This window comes from Amycolatopsis sp. WAC 01376 (assembly GCF_003947415.1).
GTDB lineage: Bacteria > Actinomycetota > Actinomycetes > Mycobacteriales > Pseudonocardiaceae > Amycolatopsis.
On the sequence record NZ_QHKL01000003.1, the window covers coordinates 78,065 to 96,840 of the forward strand.

Annotated in this window: 14 protein-coding genes; 10 read left to right on the forward strand and 4 right to left on the reverse strand. The window is 69.0% G+C overall.

The genetic code is table 11. The features are described from left to right. Nucleotides 1–29 precede the first annotated feature (29 nt). From ettA to DMH03_RS17110, 6 genes are all read left to right on the forward strand, one after another. A complete protein-coding gene (gene ettA, locus DMH03_RS17080) occupies nt 30–1,706 on the forward strand; it encodes an energy-dependent translational throttle protein EttA (protein ID WP_125793032.1) in 1,677 nt (558 codons plus the stop codon). 16 nt (nt 1,707–1,722) lie between these two features. Next, nucleotides 1,723–4,335 carry a hypothetical protein gene (locus tag DMH03_RS17085; protein ID WP_125793033.1) on the forward strand — a complete coding sequence of 871 codons (2,613 nt, stop codon included), beginning with the start codon at nt 1,723–1,725 and terminating at the stop codon, nt 4,333–4,335. Nucleotides 4,336–4,678: 343 nt separating this feature from the next. Then, entirely contained in the window at nt 4,679–9,652 is a 4,974-nt protein-coding gene (locus DMH03_RS17095; RefSeq protein ID WP_125793035.1) for an NAD-glutamate dehydrogenase, read from the forward strand. Further along, nucleotides 9,652–10,071, forward strand: coding sequence for a thioesterase family protein (locus DMH03_RS17100; RefSeq protein ID WP_125793036.1), 420 nt, complete (start codon nt 9,652–9,654; stop codon nt 10,069–10,071). The genes DMH03_RS17095 and DMH03_RS17100 overlap by 1 nt, the downstream gene beginning before the upstream one ends. Beyond that, nucleotides 10,064–10,699 carry a hypothetical protein gene (locus DMH03_RS17105; RefSeq protein WP_125793037.1) on the forward strand — a complete coding sequence of 212 codons (636 nt, stop codon included), beginning with the start codon at nt 10,064–10,066 and terminating at the stop codon, nt 10,697–10,699. The genes DMH03_RS17100 and DMH03_RS17105 overlap by 8 nt, the downstream gene beginning before the upstream one ends. 62 nt (nt 10,700–10,761) lie before the next feature. After that, nucleotides 10,762–11,049, forward strand: coding sequence for a hypothetical protein (locus DMH03_RS17110; protein WP_125793038.1), 288 nt, complete (start codon nt 10,762–10,764; stop codon nt 11,047–11,049). A 75-nt stretch (nt 11,050–11,124) separates the two neighbouring features. Here the strand turns inward: DMH03_RS17110 and DMH03_RS17115 are convergent, their stop codons facing one another. Continuing rightward, nucleotides 11,125–11,766, reverse strand: coding sequence for a DUF305 domain-containing protein (locus DMH03_RS17115; protein WP_125793039.1), 642 nt, complete (start codon nt 11,764–11,766; stop codon nt 11,125–11,127). 87 nt (nt 11,767–11,853) lie between these two features. On the opposite strand from DMH03_RS17115, the gene DMH03_RS17120 reads away from it, so the two are divergent. Further along, nucleotides 11,854–13,314: an LVIVD repeat-containing protein gene (locus DMH03_RS17120; RefSeq protein WP_125793040.1), complete on the forward strand. Its 1,461-nt coding sequence runs from the start codon at nt 11,854–11,856 to the stop codon at nt 13,312–13,314. A gap of 78 nt (nt 13,315–13,392) precedes the next feature. On the opposite strand, the gene DMH03_RS17125 is transcribed toward DMH03_RS17120, so the two are convergent. From DMH03_RS17125 to DMH03_RS17135, 3 genes are read right to left on the reverse strand one after another with little or no spacing between them, the layout of a single operon-like run. Next, nucleotides 13,393–14,946: a glycoside hydrolase family 13 protein gene (locus DMH03_RS17125; protein WP_125793041.1), complete on the reverse strand. Its 1,554-nt coding sequence runs from the start codon at nt 14,944–14,946 to the stop codon at nt 13,393–13,395. Continuing rightward, on the reverse strand, nt 14,946–15,341 hold the full coding sequence (locus DMH03_RS17130; RefSeq protein WP_125793042.1) for a globin: 396 nt from the start codon (nt 15,339–15,341) through the stop codon (nt 14,946–14,948). The genes DMH03_RS17125 and DMH03_RS17130 overlap by 1 nt, the downstream gene beginning before the upstream one ends. 20 nt (nt 15,342–15,361) lie before the next feature. Then, complete coding sequence (locus DMH03_RS17135; protein ID WP_125793043.1) at nt 15,362–16,339, reverse strand: mechanosensitive ion channel family protein; 978 nt, start codon at nt 16,337–16,339, stop codon at nt 15,362–15,364. Nucleotides 16,340–16,757: 418 nt separating this feature from the next. Between DMH03_RS17135 and DMH03_RS17140 the strand changes: the two genes are divergently transcribed. The 3 genes from DMH03_RS17140 to DMH03_RS17155 all read left to right on the forward strand — a co-directional run bounded on the left by DMH03_RS17140 (nt 16,758) and on the right by DMH03_RS17155 (nt 18,742). Continuing rightward, nucleotides 16,758–17,252 (forward strand): HNH endonuclease, encoded by a 495-nt coding sequence (locus tag DMH03_RS17140; RefSeq protein WP_125793044.1) that lies wholly within the window; start codon nt 16,758–16,760, stop codon nt 17,250–17,252. A 763-nt stretch (nt 17,253–18,015) separates the two neighbouring features. Next, complete coding sequence (locus DMH03_RS17150; protein ID WP_125676385.1) at nt 18,016–18,273, forward strand: hypothetical protein; 258 nt, start codon at nt 18,016–18,018, stop codon at nt 18,271–18,273. Continuing rightward, the gene (locus tag DMH03_RS17155; protein ID WP_125793045.1) at nt 18,260–18,742 is read left to right on the forward strand and encodes a DUF5130 family protein; all 483 of its coding nucleotides are present in this window, start codon (nt 18,260–18,262) and stop codon (nt 18,740–18,742) included. Before DMH03_RS17150 ends, DMH03_RS17155 begins: the two co-directional genes overlap by 14 nt. Nucleotides 18,743–18,776 lie beyond the last annotated feature (34 nt).

Genomic DNA, 18,776 nt, shown 5'->3' on the forward strand with positions numbered 1-18,776 from the left:
CGCGATCGGCTCGCTCTACGATCGCTTGTATGGCCGAGTTCATCTACACCATGAAGAAGGTGCGCAAGACCGTCGGGGACAAGGTCATCCTCGACGACGTCAGCACCGCGTTCTACCCCGGCGCCAAGATCGGCGTGGTGGGGCCGAACGGCGCGGGTAAGTCCACCGTTCTGAAGATCATGGCGGGGATCGAGCAGGCCAGCAACGGCGAAGCCTTCCTCCAGCCTGGCGCCAGCGTCGGCATCCTCATGCAGGAGCCGGAGCTCAACGAGGAAAAGACCGTCCGCGAGAACGTCGAAGAGGGTCTCGGCGACATCAAGGTCAAGCTCAACCGCTTCAACGAGGTCGCCGAGCTGATGGCGACCGACTACAGCGACGAGCTGATGGAGGAGATGGGCAAGCTCCAGGAGGACCTCGACCACGCCGACGCGTGGGAGATCGACTCCGCGGTGGAGCAGGCGATGGACGCCCTGCGTTGCCCGCCGCCGGAAGAGCCGGTCACCCACCTCTCCGGTGGTGAGCGCCGCCGGGTCGCGCTGTGCAAGCTCCTCCTGTCCGCGCCCGACCTGCTGCTCCTCGACGAGCCCACCAACCATCTGGACGCCGAAAGCGTGCTGTGGCTGGAACAGTTCCTGGCGAACTACGCCGGTGCCGTCCTCGCCGTCACCCACGACCGGTACTTCCTGGACAACGTCGCCGAGTGGATCATGGAGCTCGACCGCGGCCGCGTCGTCGGCTACGAGGGCAACTACTCGACGTACCTGGAGAAGAAGCGCGAGCGGCTCGAGGTCCAGGGCAAGAAGGACGCCAAGCTCGCCAAGCGGCTGAAGTCCGAACTCGACTGGGTCCGGTCCAACGCCAAGGCGCGCCAGACCAAGTCGCGGTCCCGGCTCGACCGCTACGAAGAGATGGCCGCCGAGGCGGACAAGCACCGCAAGCTCGACTTCGAAGAGATCCAGATCCCGCCGGGGCCCCGGCTGGGCAGCGTGGTCGTCGAGGTCGAGAAGCTGCGCAAGGGGTTCGACGACCGCGTGCTGATCGACGGGCTGTCGTTCGACCTGCCGCGCAACGGCATCGTCGGCGTCATCGGGCCGAACGGTGTCGGCAAGACGACCCTGTTCAAGACGATCGTCGGGCTCGAGGAGCCGGACGACGGCCGGGTGAAGATCGGCGAGACGGTCAAACTGTCCTATGTGGACCAGAACCGTGGCGGGATCGACCCGAAGAAGACGGTATGGGAGGTGGTTTCGGACAAGCTGGACTACATCCACGTCGGGCAGACCGAAATGCCCTCGCGTGCCTACGTCAGCGCGTTCGGTTTCAAGGGTCCGGACCAGCAGAAGCCGGCGGGCGTGCTCTCCGGTGGTGAGCGCAACCGGCTGAACCTGGCGCTGACCCTCAAGCAGGGCGGGAACCTGATCCTGCTCGACGAGCCGACGAACGACCTGGACGTCGAGACCCTGGGCTCGCTGGAGAACGCTCTCGAGCAGTTCCCCGGTTGCGCCGTGGTCATCTCGCACGACCGGTGGTTCCTCGACCGGGTCGCGACGCACATCCTCGCCTGGGAAGGCACCGACGAGAACCCCTCGCAATGGTTCTGGTTCGAAGGTAACTTCGAGGGCTACGAGAAGAACAAGGTCGAACGTCTCGGTGCCGAGGCGGCTCGTCCGCACCGCGTCACCCATCGCAAGCTGACCCGCGACTGAGGGCCGGGGGTTCCCCGTGGAAGCCAGCAAGCGCCAACGGCCGGGCTCGCCCACCACCTTGGTGGGTGGGCGGACGGCTGCCACCGGGGGAACCCTGTCCGCTGTCGGCAGGCTGATCGAACGCGCGGACGCCCTGCACCTGAGGGCGCCCGAGCTCGCCTTGGTCCTCGGGGAGCGCGCGGCAGCGCTCGCCGAGGCCGCCGGTGCCGACGAACAGTGGATCCGCGCGGAGAGCCTGGTGGTGAGCGCGCGGGTGCGGCTCGGTGGCCGTCCCCGGACGGTCGGCAGGGCGGTGGCCGCCCTGCGCGCCGCCGAACACGCGGGCTACGGCGACATCGCCGCCCGGTTGCGGATCGACTTGGCGGTCTGCGCGCGCAGTGTCGGCATCCCGTTGACGGGGCTGGCCGCGCTGCGTCCGTTGCTGGCGGATCCGGCGGTCTCACCGGCGCACCGGGCAGAGGCGTTGTGTCACCTCGTCGGCTGCTTGGCGCAGTTCGGCCGCAAGGCGGAACTGGATCGGGTGCTGGCCGAGGCGGACAAGCTGGTGCTCGGCGATGGCTCGATGACGGCGGACTCGCAACTGCTGATCCGCGCGATGCTGCGGGTCGGGGTGTCGGCGCACCGTCGCCGTCACGGAGATCTGACGTCGGCCGCCGACGCCGCGCGGACCGGGCTCGGCATGCTCGAAAAGCTCGCGAATCGGGACGACGACGGAGGTCTCGTCCGGATCAGGCTGGCACTGCAGCTCGTCTGCACGTTGCTGGACAGGGGCGACACGGACCTGGCGCTGGAGGTCGCGCAGCCGATCCTCGACGCACCCGTCCGGGCCGCCGGGATCGCGCCTGCCGCATGGCTGCGGCTGGCGGTGGCCACCCGTGTCCTGCTTCCCGCGGGGTCCGGGGAAGCCGCGGGCATGCTCGTCCGTGAAGCGGTCGCCGCGACCGAGGATCACAACCTGCACGCCGTCACGGCACGGCTGTGGCTGGAACTCGCGCAGATCGAGGAACGGCTCGGACGGGCAGAGGAGGCCATCGGCTGCCTCCATCGTTCGCGTGCCGCCGAGCACCTGCACTCGCGTGCGCGCAGGCAGGCGTGCAACGTCCTGGTCGGCGAGTTCGGCGCGGCCGAGAACGCGGCTGTCGACCTCGACGACGTCCTGCGGGCCGTCGCCGGGAGGCCGTCGGCCACCCCGATGCGGGTTCCGGCGCCGGAACCGGCCGAGGTGACCGCGGTGATGGCGCCGATCGACGCGGCGCCCCCGAAGCGAGCCGCGGCCGAGCCGCCGGTTCGTCGCGAGCCGACGCAGCCCGTGCGGCAGAACAGGCAGGCGGAACCCGCGCGGGTGCGGCAGAGCCGTCAGACAGAACCCGCGCCGGTGCGGCAGACGCTCGTCGAGGTCCCCCGTCCCGCCGAACCGCCACGTCCGGTGGAGCCTGCCGTGACACCGGTCGTGGAAAAGACCGAAACACCGGTGTTGAAACCGCCGGCCCGTCCCGAGCCTGCTCAGGAAGCGGCGGCGTCCGACAGCGACTGGCGTCGCCGGGTGCCGAAGAAACCTCAGCGACCCAAGCCGTCGATCCGGTTCGAGCCCAGGGCCGAACCTGTCGCGCCGAAACTGATGCCGCCGCCGAAGCCGGAGCCCGCGCCGCGGCCCGAGCCCGTGTCACGTCCGGGTCTGGAGACCGGGCGGCGACGCCGTCCGGAGGCTCCCGCGCCTCGTGAGACCGTCGCGGCCGAACCAGCGGTCGCCCAGCCGGAAACCCCGGCCGCGCGCCGGCGGCCCGAGCCCGAGGCGCCCGTTCGCACCGAGACGCCCGTTCCGACTGAGACGCCCGTCCGCACCGAGGAGCCGGTGCCCGTGGCGTTCTCGGAATCCGTGGCCCCGGAGCTGCTTCTCGCTCCCGAACCCGCGGCCGAACCCCGGCCGCGCATGGCGGCGGAGGTCCGGACTCCGCGTCCGCCGGGGACCGCCGCACCGTTGTGGGAGAGCGACGAGTGGGCGGCCGAAGAGCGTGCCCGCCGGTCTTCGGCGCCCGTTTCGCGCAAGACCAGGCACGACGCCGAACACGGTTCCGTGGCGGCGAAATCGGTGCTGGACCGGCTCGGGATCTCGGGCACCGGAGGGAAAAGCGGTGGCCGCCGTCGCGCGGACGCCGCCGCGGATCCCGTGCATCCGGAACCCGTCACCGAAGAGCGCGCCGACGCCGGCCGTGCCCGTCGAGAGCAGCCCCCGGTCGAGTACACCGAACCCGCCGTGCCGCTCGCGCCGCCGCCTCGGGAAGACCCGCCGCCGAGCCGCGAAACCCGGGAAAGTCCTCGCCCGGGCGCCAAGGAAGAGGTCGCGGATCCGTGGCTGCCGCGGTTGCGGATGCCGCCCGCGCTGGATCCGTTGACCGACACCGGTTCCTGGCGGCCGATCACGCCGTTCCCGGAGAGCTATGCCCGCGCGATCGCGGAGGACGAGCCGCCGCCGGACGCCGGTCTCGCCGACCTGCTTCACCGCGCGCTCGCGGAGCACCAGGCGGGCACCGCCAGCGCCGCCGCGCTCGTGAAGCAGCTCGGTTCCCAGGACTCGGGAAAGCGTCCGGTCAACGGCCACGACCGGCACCGCACCAACGGAAGCGACTGATCGCGCGATAGCAAAGGTCCCTTGCTTCACCTCGGCGGGAACCGAACGTGGCTTGAACGATTCAGCCAGCCCGGTGGGACCGTCCGCCGCGCCCTCGCGGGGCAATGGGTGCTGGTCACCCCGGTGCGGCGGGGTGCGGGAAGGGCCGGACAGACCGTCGACGTGACCGGCGAGTAGCTGAACCGATCACGGCGATTCCGGTATCTGAGCAGGGAAATCTTCGACGGCCAGGAGGGACCCGGCCTTGTGGGGCCGACTGTCCGGAGCTGTAGGTTGGGTCTGGGCCGGTACAGAGTCGTGCCGGTCGCGGTGTCAATCTCGCTACAGTGGAGAGTTGCCTCAAATGAGCTCGACGGGAGTCTCGTCCCTGCCCGGAAAAGATGTCGGCACCGAGGATGGCGCCCGGCGCCGGTCGGCGAACCCGGAGCAGATCCGGGACGACCTGATCGACGCCGCCGCGGCATACGCCCCGGAGATCGGCGACTTGATCCGCCTGTACTACCGGCACATCCCGGCCGAAGAGATTCTCGGTGACGACCCGGTCGACCTCGTCGGCGCCGTCCGCTCGCACCTCCAGCTGGCGAAGGACCGGATGCCCGGCCGTCCCGCGGTGCGGCTGCTGAACCCGACGGGCCCCGAAGACGGCTGGACGCGTGAGGCGACGGTCGTGCAGGTCGTCACGGACGACATGCCGTACCTGGTGGATTCCGTCGCGGCGGAGTTCGCGCGGGACGGGGTGCAGGTGCAGCGCATCGTGCACCCGATCGTCGTGGTGACCCGCGATCTGACCGGTGAGCTGCTGGAGGTCCACCCGGACGCCGACCCGGCGGAGCCGCCGTCGAACTCGGCCGCCGAATCGTGGATGTACATCGAGATCGACCTGGTCACGGACCCGAACCGCGCCCGCGAGCTGGACAACCGGCTGTCGTCGGTGCTGGGTGATGTCCGCGAGGTCGTCGAGGACACCGACAAGATGGCGGAGACGGCTCGCCGTCTCGCCGACGAGCTGGACGGGAATCCGCCGCAGCTGCCCGAGTACGAGGTCGCGGAGGGCGCCCGGCTGTTGCGCTGGCTGGCAGACGGCCACTTCACCTTCCTCGGTTACCGCCGTTACGAGCTGATCGACAACCCGCATCCGGACAGCGACGACCCCGCCCTGCGCGCGGTGCTGGCCACCGGTCTGGGTGTGCTGCGCCAGGACAGCCTGGCCGCGCGCAGCCTCACCGCCGGTCCCGACACGGCGGCGTCCGCGCTCGCGCCGACGCTGCTGGTGCTGACGCAGGCGAGCGCGCCGTCGACGGTGCACCGCCCGGTCTACCCGTACTACGTCGGCGTGAAAACGTTCGACGACAACGGGAACGTCACCGGCGAACACCGCTTCCTCGGCATGTTCACCACCACCGCCCTGCACGAGAACGTGCTGGACATCCCGGTGGTCTGCAACCGGGTCCGCGAGGTCATCCACCGCGCGGGCTTCCCGATGGAGTCGTTCTCCGGCCAGCGGATGCTCGAGGTGCTGCAGAACTGGCCGCGTGCGGACCTGTTCTCGGCCGACACCGACTCGCTGTACTCGACGACGACGGGCGCGATCACGCTGTCGGATCGCAGACGGCTGCGCCTGTTCCTGCGCCGTGACCCGTACGGCCGTTTCTACTCGTGCCTCGTGTACCTCCCGCGTGACCGCTACACGACCCGTTCGCGGCTCGCGATGCAGGAGGTCCTGCTCGAAGAACTCGAAGGCACGCAACTGGAGTACAGCGCGCGCATCGGCGAAACCGTGCTCGCGCAGGTGCACTTCATCGTGCACACCGATCCGTCGCAGCGGTCCGAACCGGACACCCTGCGCATCCAGGAACGGCTCAACGAAGCCGTTCGCGGCTGGGACGACCGGATGGTCGAGGCGATCCTCGCCGAGCGCCGCGAGCGCGCCGGCGACAGTGGCGTCGCGATCGGCCTGATGGTCGAGGAGTCCGCGGGCGAACAGGGGCAGCGGTTCGCCGCGGTGTTCCCCGAGGGCTACAAAGAGGACTTCACCGCGCTCGAAGCGCTCGCGGACCTCCGTGCCCTGGAGGCGTTGACCGACGAGGGCGACCTGTCGATGTCGTTCTACCTGCCGGCCGACGCCGAGGCGGGGGAGCGGCGCTTCAAGCTGTACCTGCGCGGCGAAGGTGTCACCCTCTCGCAGGTGCTCCCGGTCCTGCAGCGGATGGGCGTCGAGGTCGTCGACGAACGTCCGTACGAACTGCGCCGCGAGGACGGCGGCCGGTCGTGGATCTACGACTTCGGCCTGCGGATCGACCCGCAGGTCCTCGACCAGGCGGACAACGACCTCCGCACCCGCTTCCAGGACGCCTTCCATGCTGCCTGGCGCGGCGACTGCGAGGTCGACGGTTTCAACGGACTCGTCCTGCGCGCCGGGCTCACCTGGCGTCAGGCGGCCATCCTGCGGGCCTATTCGCGGTACCTGCGCCAGACGAAGATCCCGTTCTCGCAGGAGTACATCGAGAACACCGTCCTCGCGCACACCGACATCGCCACCGCGCTGGTGCGGTTGTTCGAGACCCGCTTCGATCTCTCGCTCGGCGAGGAGGCCCGCGCGTCGCAGGCCGAGCAGCTGACCACCGAGATCGGCAAGCTGGTCGACGAGGTGACCAGCCTCGACGAGGACCGGATCCTGCGACGGCTGATGGCGGTCATCCTCGCCACGCTGCGCACGAACTACCACGTCACCGACGGCGAGGGGAACTCCCGCCGGTACCTGTCGCTCAAGCTCGACCCGAGCGCGGTGCCCGAACTGCCAGAGCCGCGGCCGAAGTACGAGATCTTCGTGTACTCGCCCCGGGTCGAGGGTGTGCACCTGCGCTTCGGTGACGTCGCGCGCGGTGGCCTGCGGTGGTCCGACCGCCGGGAGGACTTCCGCACGGAGATCCTCGGCCTGGTCAAGGCGCAGGCGGTCAAGAACGCGGTCATCGTGCCTGTCGGCGCGAAGGGCGGCTTCGTCGTGAAGCGTCCGCCGACGGCCACCGGTGACCCGGGCCTGGATCGCGACGCCCAGCTGAACGAGGGCATCGCCTGCTACCGGATGTTCATCTCCGGCCTGCTGGACGTGACGGACAACCGCGTCGAGGGCAAGACCGTTCCGGCGCCGGGCGTGGTCCGCCACGACGGTGACGACAGCTACCTCGTGGTCGCGGCCGACAAGGGCACCGCGAAGTTCTCCGACATCGCGAACGAGGTTTCGGCGAACTACGGGTTCTGGCTGGGCGACGCCTTCGCTTCCGGTGGCTCGGTCGGCTACGACCACAAGGCCATGGGCATCACCGCGAAGGGTGCTTGGGAGAGCGTCAAACGCAACTTCCGCGAGCTGGGCAAGGACACCCAGACCGAGGACTTCACCGTCGTCGGCATCGGCGACATGATGGGTGACGTCTTCGGCAACGGCATGCTCCTCTCGGAGCACATCCGGCTCGTGGCCGCCTTCAACCACCTGCACATCTTCCTCGACCCGAACCCGGATTCGGCGACCTCGTTCGCCGAGCGGCGCAGGCTGTTCGACCTGCCGCGCTCGTCGTGGGAGGACTACGACCGCTCGCTGATCAGCGAGGGCGGCGGGATCTTCTCGCGGTCGGCGAAGACGATCCCGATCAGCCCGCAGGTCCGTGAGGCGCTCGGCCTCGGCGAGGACGTCACGAAGCTGGCGCCGAACGACCTCATGCAGGCGATCCTGCTGGCCCCGGTCGAACTGCTGTGGAACGGCGGTATCGGCACCTACGTCAAGGCCGAGAACGAGACCCACGCCGACGCGGGCGACAAGGCCAACGACGCCGTGCGCGTCAACGGGAACCAGCTCCGCGTCAAGGTCGTCGGCGAGGGCGGGAACCTGGGGCTGACCCAGCTCGGCCGGATCGAGTTCGCCCGCACGGGCGGCAAGATCAACACCGACGCGCTCGACAACTCCGCCGGCGTCGACTGCTCCGACCACGAGGTCAACATCAAGATCCTGCTGGATCACCTGATCTCGACCGGATCGCTGGACGCCGAGCAGCGCAACGAACTGCTGGAGCAGATGACCGACGAGGTCGGCGAGCTGGTGCTGGCCGACAACTACCGGCAGAACGCCGTGCTCGGCGTCAGCCGCGCGCACGCCGGTCCGATGGTCTCGGTGCACCAGCGGCTCGTCGCGGCGCTGGTCGCGAAGGGCGCCTTCGACCGGAAGCTCGAAGCGCTGCCGAGTTCGGCGGAGTTCCGCGCGCTGGAGAAGGCGGGTGACGGCCTCACCTCGCCGGAGCTGGCGACGCTGCTCGCGCACGTCAAGCTCGACCTCAAGGACGAGCTGCTGGCGAGCGAGCTGCCGGACTCCGAGGTGTTCTCCCGCCGCCTGCCCGAGTACTTCCCGAAGCCGCTTCGGGAACGCTTCGGCGACGCGATCTTCCAGCACCCGCTGAAGCGCGAGATCATCACGACGATGGTGGCCAACGAGGTCGTCGACGGCGCCGGGATCTCGTACGTCTTCCGCCTGATGGAGGAGATGAACGCGACCGCGACCGACGCCGTCCGCGCGTACGCCGTGGTCACCCACGTGTACGACCTGCCCTCGCTGTGGGCCCAGATCGACGCGCTGGACAACGTCGTGCCGACCGAGGTCGCGGACGAGATGATGCTGGAGACCCGCAGGCTGCTCGACCGGGCCGCCCGCTGGTTCCTCACCAACCGGCCGCAGCCGCTGGCCCCGCTCGCCGAGATCAACCGGTTCGGCCGGGTCGTCGGCGAACTGGCCCCGCGGGCGCATGAGCTGCTTCGCGGTGTCGAGTGCGCTTCGGTGGACGCGAACACCGAGCGGCTGATCGAGAAGGGCGTCCCGGCGGAACTCGCGGAGCGCGTGGCACTCCTGCTGCACACCTTCGGCCTGCTCGACGTCACCGACGTCGCGGAGCTCGCCGAGCAGCAGGCCGGCATCGACGCGGTGCACACCCCGGCGGAGACCGCGGGCCTGTACTACGCGCTCTCCGACCACCTCGGCATCGACAAGATGCTGACGTCGATCAGCGGTCTCGAACGCGGCAACCGCTGGCACGCGCTCGCGCGGCTGGCGTTGCGGGACGACGTGTACGGTTCCTTGCGGACGATCACGCTGGACGCGTTGCGGCACAGCGATTCGGGCACCGACCCGGACGAGAAGATCGCGCACTGGGAGAAGACGAACGCTTCGCGCTTGCAGCGGGCCCGCGTCGCGCTGGACGAGATCAGCCAGTTCGGCAAACTCGACCTGGCGACGCTGTCGGTGGCGGCGAGGCAGATCCGGAGCACGGTGAGGTAGTGGCGTACATTTCCCTGATCCGGCCGCGCTGGTCGGATATGGACGTCTACGGGCACGTCAACCACGCGAATCTGGTGACCCTGCTCGAAGAGGCACGGATCCCCCTGTTGTTCGGGGACGCCGTCCGGGCCGGGCTCACCGAACTGCCCAAGGGCATCGTGGTGGTGAAGCTGGCCGTCCATTACCGTTCGCCGATCGTGGTGTCCGATCAGGACATCCGGGTGGAGATCTCGTTGAAGGACTTGAAGCACGCCAGCTTCACTCTCGGCTACCGGGTGCACGCCGGGCCCGCCGGGTCCGACAAGGTCGCGGTCACCGCGGAGACGGTGCTCGCGCCGTACGACACCGGGTCGGAGCGGCCCCGGCGGCTGACCGAGGACGAACGCGCCTTTCTGGAGAAGGGGTTCGCGGATGCCTGAGCTCGTCATCCCGGATGCGGGCGACCGCGAAACGCTCGGCGCGTTCGTGGCCAGAGCGGTCCGGCTCGACCAGAACACGCTGGTGCGGCTTCGGCAGCGCGGTGACGGCGTCGTCGAGGCGTGGAGCACGACCCCGTTCGAGGTCCTCGCCACCAGGGCGGTGGCCGGCGACATCACGCCGTCGGACGTCACCGTATCCGGGAACGAGCTGCTCGCCGCGCTGACCGTCGCCGGCGGTGAGCGGATGGATCCGGGCCCGGCCCGTGACCTGATGTGGCATTCCGAGCTGCCCGCTTCGGGCCGCTGGCAGCTGGTGGACGAACTACCGGCGACGGTGATCTCGGAGCTGGCCGATCGGGGCGTCACACTGGCCCGCGACAACGTCGGCCCGCACGGCAACCCGCCCGCCTCGCTGATGGATCAGACGGTGCTCACCGTCACCGGCGGCGAGCAGGAGATCAAGGTCCAGATGCGGTGCCTGTTCGCGTTGTCGGGGATGGGTTTCGTCGACTCGACGATCGACGGCGACGTCGTCCGCGTCACCGCGACGGATTCGTGGATGCGCATCGACGCCAGGTATGGCGCCGTGCTCAAGCGTCGCCACGCGCTGTTGCCGCTGCTGTTCTGACGGCTTTCTTACGCTTCACACCGCGGGTGGCTTCTGGCCGCCCGCGGTGTCAGGCTGTCCCCATGAGCGACAAGGACGCTGGTAAGGACGGGGAAGACCCGACCGCGGACTTCCTCGCCGAGGTCCGGCCCGAGGAGACCCCGTGGCGGACCGAGCGTCCGCCGGGTGAGGAGGCGCCGGAACGCGCCGAACGCCCGGAGAAATGGGGCCGTGCCAAATCGGCCGGACGGGCCGCGGCGAAGGCGGCGCCCTACGTCCAGGCCGCCGCGCTGGCGACCTGGATCGTCTCAGGCACCCTGGACGACTCCGGCGACTCCGGGTTCGACATGGGCTCCTCCGGCGACGCCTGACTCCGCGTTTAGTCCTCTGAATGCGGTAGTTCGCGACGCCAACTACCGCATTCAGAGGACTAAACGCGGGAGGGGCTAGAGCTTCGAGCGCATGGTCTTCATCCGCTCGATCTCGGCGGTCTGGCCGGTGATGACCTCCTGCGCCATCTCCTGCGCCTTGATCTCCACACCCTTCCCGAGCTGGGTTTCGGCCATGGTCAGCGCGCCCTGGTGATGCGCGATCATCAGGTCGAGGAACAGCTTTTCGAACGCCACCCCGTTCGCCGCGCGCAGATCCGCCAGCTGGGCCTCGGTCGCCATGCCCGGCATGAGCGCGTGATCGTGCCCGCCGCCGTGGTCGCCGTGGCCCGCGCCCGGCACCGGCTTGCCGCGGTCGGCCAGCCAGGTCTTCATCATCGCGATCTCGCCGTCCTGCGCGACCGAGATCCGGCCGGCGATGGCCCGGATCTGCTCGTTCGCCGTCTTGCCCGGCACCAGGTCGGTCATCACCTTCGCCTGCTGGTGGTGGGGGATCATCATCGTCATGTACTCGACGTCGGCCTCGTTGGGCTGATCGCGGTTCACCGGGCCGGGAACACCGGTACCCGCCTGCTCGCCGGGCTTTCCGGGAACGATGACCGGTGCGCTCTGGGCCGGTGTGGCCGGGTTTTCGTCGCCACCGCAGCCCGAGACTACGAAAGCGGCAACGAGCAGCGCCGATGTCAAACTTTTTCTCATCCCGGGAGTTCCTCCGTTGGTCGGTATCTGCTGAGCCTAAATAAGGAATAAGGTGCGCGTAAAGCTGGGTGGAAGGAGAGCCATATCGTGCTGCAGCCTGGGCTGAAACGCCGCTTGACCAGGGGCTTCGTGTCGGCGGTCGCCGTCGCCGCCCTCGGGGCCTCCAGCGCGCTCGCCGCGCCGGCCGTCATCGCCGAACCGTCGGCGACCGCGATTCCGGGGGTGGACGAGATCGTCCACAGCCCGAACCTCCGGTCGATCGCGAACGTCCCGCAGCAGGGACCGTTCACCAAGGACTCGACCGGCACCGACATCGCGTTCACCAAGGGCCACGCGATCATCGGCACGTACGACGGCTTCAACGTCTACGACGTCCGCAACCCGTACCGCCCGAAGATCGTCAGCCAGGTCCTGTGCCCCGGTGGGCAGAACGACGTGTCGGTCTCCGGCGACCTGCTCTTCCTCTCGACCGACGCGTCGCGCAGCGACAACTCGTGCAACAGCGTCTCGAAGCCCGCGTCGGACAAGACGGCGTGGGAGGGCATCAAGATCTTCGACATCTCGAACCTCGCGGCGCCGAAGTACGTCGCGGCGGTCGAAACCGACTGCGGTTCGCACACCAACACCCTGGTGCCGGACAAGCGCGGCAAGGACGTCTACATCTACGTCTCGTCGTACGCGCCGGCGGCGAACCTGCCCGACTGCCAGCCGCCGCACGACAAGCTGTCGATCATCAAGGTTCCCGTGAAGGACCCGGCGAAGGCTTCGCTCGTCGCGACGCCGGTGATGTTCCCGGCCGCCGACGGCGGCGGCAACCCCGGCGGTCCCAACCCCGACGGCACCCGCCGGTCGGAGACCACCGGCTGCCACGACCTGACGGCGCTGCCGGAGAAGGATCTGATGGCCGGTGCCTGCATGGGTGACGGCGTCCTGATCGACATCTCCGACCGGCTCAAGCCGCGGGTCATCAACCGCGTGCAGGACAACGTGAACTTCGCGTTCTGGCACAGCGCCACCTTCAACAACGACGCCACCAAGGTCGTCTTCACCGACGAGCTCGGCGGCGGCGGGATGGCGACCTGCCTGGAGAAGTTCGGCCCCACTCGCGGTGCCAACGGCATCTACGAGATCACCGGCCGCGGCGACAACCGCAAGCTGGAGTTCATCAGCTACTACAAGATCCCGCGGTTGCAGTCCGAGACCGAGAACTGCGTGGCGCACAACGGTTCGCTGATCCCGGTGCCGGGCAAGGACATCATGGTCCAGTCCTGGTACCAGGGCGGCATTTCGGTGTGGGACTTCACCGACGCGAAGCGGCCGAAGGAGATCGCGTACTGGGAGCGGGGCCCGCTCTCGAACGAGAAGCTCGTCGGCGGTGGCACCTGGTCGGCGTACTGGTACAACGGCCACATCTTCTCGTCCGACATCGTGAAGGGCCTGGACGTCCTGGACCTCAACGACTGGCGGACCTCACCGGCGAAGCTCGTCCGGCAGAACGAGTTCAACGCCCAGACGCAGTACAAGCTGCACCCGGGCTTCAACAAGTGACCCACTAGCGGTGCTATGAAAGGTCCTTTCCTTGCAAATTTTGCAAGGAAAGGACCTTTCATAGCGTTCGTGGGGGGCTCAAACGAGCCAGGCGGCCGCATCCGGCGGCAGTTTCCCGTTCACCAGCGGAACGCTCGACAGCAGCACCTCACCGGGCGGCAGCGCGATCGGGCTCGCCGACGTGTTCAGCGCGCACACCAGCCCGCCGCCGCGCCGCCGGAACGCGAAACATCCCGCGGGCGCGCCGTACCACTCGAGATCGTCACCGCCGAAGGCCTTGTGCGACTTGCGGATCTCGATCGCCTGCCGGTACAGCGACAGCGTCGACGCCGGATCCTCCAGTTGCGCTTCCACCGTCACCGACGCCCACGAAGCGGGCATCGGCAGCCACGTCCGCGGATTGCGCGAGAACCCGAACGGCGGCAGGTCGCCTTCCCAAGGCAGCGGCACCCGTGACGCGTCGCGGCCGAACTCGGCGCCGGAGGTCTTGGCGCGCGGGTCCGCGAGCGCTTCCGGCGGGAGGTCGACGTTGCCGAGCCCCAGTTCCTCGCCGTTGTACAGGTAGACCACCCCGGGCAGCGCGAGTTCGACGAGCGCCATCGCCCGCGCTCGCCGCACGCCGCGTTCGCCGCCGCCGTAGCGGCTGACCTGCCGCCAGACGTCGTGGTTGCCCAACGTCCAGGTGGCGGGGGCCCCGGCCGACTTCGGCACCGCCAGGGACCGCTCGATGGCCGTCCGCAGCGCGTCCGCGTCGAAATGCGTGAGCACGAGCCGGAAGTCGAACGCCAGATGCAGTTCGTCGGGCCGCAGGTAGCGCGCGAGGCGTTTGTCGTCGGTCACCCAGATCTCGCCGGCGGCCATCGTGCCCGGGTACTCGTCGAGCACCTTGCGGATCATCTGGTGGATCTCGTGGACGCGGTCGTTGTCGAACCTCGGGTCGTAGAACTCGCTCGGCCCGAGCGGGTTCACCCGCGGGTCCATGTCCGGCAGGCCCGGCGGTTTCGCCATGCCGTGCGCGACGTCGACGCGGAAGCCGTCCACCCCGTGGTCCAGCCAGAACCGCAGGGTCCGCTCCAGATCGGCGGCGACCTCGTGGTTGGCCCAGTTCAGGTCCGGCTGTTGCGGCGAGAACAGGTGCAGGTACCACTGGCCGTCCGGGACCCGCGTCCACGCCGGGCCGCCGAACGCGCTGACCCAGTTGTTCGGCGGCAGGTCGCCGCGCGGGCCCAGCCCGTCACGGAAGATGTAGCGATCCCGCTCGGGGCCGCCCGGCGGCGCCGCCATCGCCGATTTGAACCAGGCGTGGGTGTTGCTGGTGTGGTTGGGGACGACGTCGACGGTGACCTTGATGCCGCGTTTGTGCGCCTCGGTCAGGAGGACGTCGAAGTCGCCGAGGGTGCCGAACATCGGGTCGACGTCGCGCGGGTCCGCGATGTCGTAGCCGTGGTCGGCCATGGGGGAGCGGTAGAACGGCGTCAGCCACAACGCGTCGACCCCGAGCAGCTCCAGGTACCCGAGCTTGCCGCGGATGCCTTCGAGGTCACCGACGCCGTCCCCGTCCGAATCGGCGAACGAGCGCACGTACACCTGGTAGAAGACCGCCTGGTCCCACCAAGCCGCGCCCGTCGCCATCACACGAAGCTGTTCATCATGCTGTTGGCGGCCATTTCGAGATACGCCCACAGCTGCGAGCGGTAGGGCTCCTCGATGTTCTCCTCGTCGACCGCGATCTTGATGCAGCGCAACCAGGCGTCGCGTTCGATCGGGCCGATCTTGAACGGGGCGTGCCGCATCCGCAGCCGAGGGTGACCGCGCTGATCCGAGTAGGTGTGCGGGCCGCCCCAGTACTGCATGAGGAACAGCCGGAAACGCTCCTCGGCCGGGCCGAGGTCCTCCTCGGGGTACAGCGGGCGAAGCACCTCGTCGACGGCGACTTCGGCGTAGAACCGCGCGACGATCCGGGTGAAGACCGGTTCACCGCCGATCGCTTCGTACAAGGTGGTGGGGTCAGGTTCGGTCACGGGCACAGCTCCATTCTGCCCTTGTCCTACTGCGGGGCGGGGCCGGTGGACATAAAGCGTCCCAGCGGCGGCTCGAAGCCGGCTTCGTCCAGCGCGGCGAGCAGATGCGCCCGCAACGCGCGCTGCACTGCCCACTGCTTGCCCGGGCGGACCTTCACCGTCATGCGGACCTTGATGCCTTCGGGCGTGACGGTCTCCACACCGAGCATCTCCGGCGGCTCCAGGACGCTCGGGGCCAGCCCTTCGCTCTCCAGGAGCGTCGTCGACTTCTGGGCCATCAGTTCGATGGCCTTCTCGACGTCGGCGGAGTAGCTGAGGGGGACATCGACGACGGCGACCGCGAAGCCCTGGCTCGAGTTGCCGACCCGGAGCACCTCGCCGTTGCGGACGTACCAGACGGTGCCGTTGATGTCACGCAGGGTGGTGATCCGGAGGCCCACGGCCTCGACGGTGCCGGAGGCCTCACCGACGTCGACGACGTCACCGACGCCGTATTGGTCCTCGATCATCATGAAGATCCCGGAGAGGAAGTCTTTGACGAGATTCTGCGCGCCGAAACCGAGCGCGACGCCGACGATGCCGGCGGAGGCGATGATCGGCGCCAGGTCGATGCCCAGTTCGCCGAGTACGAGGATGAACGCGAGGCCGTAGATCAGGAACGTGGCCATCGACTTGAGCACCGAGCCGATCGTGGCGGCACGCTGACGACGTCGTTCCACCACAGCCGATCCCAGCACCTCGGGAGCCTTCTCCCGCAGCGGTCTCAACAGGGCGGGGAGCTTCTTGGAACCGCTCGGCATCCGCGTCACGCGGTTGATCAGACGTCGCACCAGGTACCGCAGCAGGAACGCCACGGCGACGATCATCAGGATCTTGATCGGCTTCGTCAGCAGCCAGCCTGCCGACGCGGACAGCCACTCGTTTTTTGTGACCTGGAACACCTGGTAACAGAAGGTTTCGACGTCTCGCGTGCAAGCCGGGGGTTCGGTGGGCAGCAGGTTCACTGAGAAGAAATGTCCTTTCGTACTCGGCGGGTTCGTTCGCGCTGCTCCGCGCGACGGGATTTGAAATACGTGCTTACAGGTGGCCGCCGGGTCGCGGGCATGTGACACGTCCACTAACACACGTGCGTTTTGGGGCTGATCTGTGGTCGACTATGCCTGCACCGGTGGAGGTGGTCGAGTGCCAGACCGACAACCCATCCCCCTCGGCGTCCCGAGCCAAGCCTTGGCCGGACAGGCGCCGGAGGTCGTGTTGCGCGCTCATCCGGGAGGTGCCCCCTCGCACGGGGCGCCACCGGGAGGGCCCGGAACGCGGCCAGGGGGTGTAGCCCGCCCGCCCGGACAGCGTAGAGGGCGGGACCCGTCGACTACGGCGGCACCCACGACGACATCAGCGTCGTCTTGGGGTCGCAGACGGGTATTGCTGTTGAACGCCACGTTCGAGCCGCTGACGGCGCTGCCGTTGCGGCGCGCGGTGGTCCTCGTGATGTGCGGCAAGGCCGAGGTGGTGCACGGAGACCCGGGAGGGCACGAACTGCACGCCGCCACGGTCTCGCTGCCCGTGCCTTCGGTGATCCGGCTGAGCACCTACGTGCGCGTGCCCTACCGCGCACAGGTGCCGCTGACCCGGGCCGGGCTGATGCACCGCGATCGATACCGCTGTGCCTACTGCGGAGGGCGGGCCGAGACGATCGACCATGTCGTCCCGCGCAGCCGCGGTGGCCCCCACAGCTGGACGAACTGCGTGGCCTGTTGCGCCAAGTGCAACCACCGGAAGGCGGACAAGCTGCTTTCCGAGATCGGCTGGCGGCTTCGCGTCGTGCCGAGGGCCCCGCACGGGCCGCACTGGCGGCTGCTCGCGCATTCGAAGGAGGCCGACCCGTTGTGGCGGCCGTACCTGGGAACCGCGGCCTGATCCGGCTATGAACACGTCGGCGCCCCGGCTGCCTTTCGGCGGCCGGGGCGAGCCGATGATGCCGTGATGAAGCTCGTTACGGAGTGCGCCGTCCCCCGCTGACCGGTCGTGCCCGAACTCAGGCGGCGAGGGAGAAGTCGCTCTGGCAGGTGACGCGGGTGCCACGGGTGACGCGGGTTCCGCGCGTGACTCGCGTGCCGCAGGTGACGCGCGTTCCGGCGGTCACGCGGGTGCCGCGAGTGACGCGCGTGCCACGGGTGACCCGAGTGCCGGCGGTGACACGAGTGCCCCGGGTGACGCGGGTTCCCCGAGTGACCCGGGTACCGGCGGTGACCCGCGTACCCCGAGTGACACGAGTACCGCGAGTAACCCGTGTGCCCGCCGTCACACGCGTGCCGGGGACGAATCCAATTTCGAAGAGTGACGAAACGTCGTCGATGATCGCCTGGCCGGGTGTCTGGGTGCTCTGCATGACATATCCTCCTGCGACCGGTGCGTTACCTGCTGGGGTGGGAGAGCTGGGCGCAAGGCCCGTACAGGTGAAAAAGCTACGAGGATTTCAAGGCTCCGACAAGACGACAGCGCCGGGTGCGGCCGCCCGTACGTTGAGTTGCAACCTTTCGGCCTTGAGGGCTTCGCCCCAACGTGGGAGCGCTTTCGCGGCAAGCGGCGGACGGCCCCCTCCGGACGGTGAGCGGTAGGTGCCGGGGCGCACACCCGTGCGAGCGGGTGCGGCCGCGCGGCATCGGATACGCTCACGCGCGTGAACCTTGTCGAGACGATCCTGGTCTTCGCGGTGATCCCCTTGGCCATCTACGCGCTTTGCGGGGTGGCCACGCTGCGGTCGAAGGGCGCGGGCGTCGCCCGGTACCGGCCGGGGCAGCCGTGGGAGTACCCGGCCATGTGGTGGAGCGCCAACCCCGACGGGGTCGGCGCCAGGCATTCGCACGCGGGCGGCGCGACCGCCGTCGGTGCGGCGGACGGAGCTTCGGTGACGGGAGGCGCTCGTGGCAACTGGTGAACTGACCCATTCGTCCACCGCTGTTGACGAAGAGCCCGGTTACGGCGCCGCCGTTACTTCCAGCGGCCGGGTTTCCGCCGCCAAGATGTACGAACCGGCTGGGCCGATCAGCCCATTCACCACCCAGCAGCTTGCCCGGCTGGACGAGGCGCTGACGCTGGCCAGCCGCGAGACCGGCCTGGACTTCAGTGTGTACCTCGGCGACCTCGGTGAGGACACGCGCGTCACCGCCGAAGGCCTGCTGGCCTCGACCGACAACCCGGCCGACGCCGTGGTCGTCGCCGTGTCGCCCGGACAGCGCGCCATCGAGATCGTGACGGGCTCGCAGGCCCGATTCCGCCTGCCCGACCGCGGCGCGAAGCTCGCCGTGGCCAGCATGGTGGCCTCCTTCAAGGAAGGCGACCTCATCGGCGGCCTCGTGAACGCACTTCGCATGCTGAGCGACCAGGCCGGCGCTCCGCAGCACTGACGCTCTTCAGCCGCTTTCAAGCGCAATGAACGGT

Excerpts from the sequence above, each read along its gene's own strand:
- ettA (WP_125793032.1), top strand. The coding sequence starts at position 30 with ATGGCCGAGTTCATCTACACCATGAAGAAGGTGCGCAAGACCGTCGGG.
- DMH03_RS17125 (WP_125793041.1), bottom strand. The coding sequence starts at position 14,946 with ATGGCGACGGGCGCGGCTTGGTGGGACCAGGCGGTCTTCTACCAGGTG.
- DMH03_RS17105 (WP_125793037.1), top strand. The coding sequence starts at position 10,064 with ATGCCTGAGCTCGTCATCCCGGATGCGGGCGACCGCGAAACGCTCGGC.
- DMH03_RS17115 (WP_125793039.1), bottom strand. The coding sequence starts at position 11,766 with ATGAGAAAAAGTTTGACATCGGCGCTGCTCGTTGCCGCTTTCGTAGTC.
- DMH03_RS17110 (WP_125793038.1), top strand. The coding sequence starts at position 10,762 with ATGAGCGACAAGGACGCTGGTAAGGACGGGGAAGACCCGACCGCGGAC.
- DMH03_RS17095 (WP_125793035.1), top strand. The coding sequence starts at position 4,679 with ATGAGCTCGACGGGAGTCTCGTCCCTGCCCGGAAAAGATGTCGGCACC.